The 718-nt window shown below is 69.9% G+C and carries 1 protein-coding gene and 1 pseudogene; both read right to left on the bottom strand.

Annotated elements, in window-relative coordinates:
- Window position 1: 1 nt before the first annotated feature.
- On the bottom strand, window positions 2-271 hold the full coding sequence (locus CA983_RS44570; protein ID WP_208637199.1) for a hypothetical protein: 270 nt from the start codon (window positions 269-271) through the stop codon (window positions 2-4).
- Between the two features lie 136 nt (window positions 272-407).
- Window positions 408-718, bottom strand: a pseudogene (locus CA983_RS46560) (hypothetical protein); the annotation flags it as partial.

The following is a 718-nucleotide window of genomic DNA, read 5'->3' as shown; positions in this document are numbered from 1 at the left end:
CTCACTCCGCAGCGCGGCGTTCGTCGTCCAGGTGGGACATGGCGAAGCCGTGCTCCTCGGGGTGGCGGGCCAGGCGCGCCATCACCCACGCGGTCCGGGCATCCATGCCTTCACCGAAGTCGGCGGCCAGGCGCCGGGCCCGCCACGTCGTGCGCGGAGCGAGCACCCACCGCACAAGCGGGAACCGGACCGGGCCGGTGCCGACAGTCGGCTGTCCCGCTCCGTCGTGGGAGTCCTCGCAAGCGGGATCAGGGGTGTTCGGCGTGGCCACGACCGCGAGTCTGGTGACGGGCGCATCACCATGACGGCTGCCAGAGCAGAGATCACCGGAACGAGCGGTCCCGCTCCGCCGCTGTTGACGCCAGCGACAATCCGACCGTGCTCGTTCATAGCCCGACCGCAGGTGTTCACGACTCCTGCGGACGCGGGCCCTGCTGGGCACGCTGGAAGTCGCGTGCCGATTCGATCTGCGAGCGAATCCAGTCGCTGTACAGCGTGTCGGGATCGCCGTCCGGCGCCGCCAGGATCAGGAATGTGGCGATCTGGGAGGCAAGGACGGTGACCACCTCTGCGCTTCCCTCGGGCCCGCGCGCCAGGAGCAGAGTCCGCACGTCGTCATCGATGCGGTCCATCACGGCGTCGTCCATCAGGAGGCTGAGCCCGTCGGCCAGGAAGCGGCGGACCAGCGCAACGGCGTCACCGAGAGGCTGATCGATCC

The sequence above is a fragment of the Streptomyces swartbergensis genome (assembly GCF_002148965.1).
GTDB classification, from domain to species: domain Bacteria; phylum Actinomycetota; class Actinomycetes; order Streptomycetales; family Streptomycetaceae; genus Streptomyces; species Streptomyces swartbergensis.
This window is presented reverse-complemented; position numbering and strand designations above follow the sequence as displayed.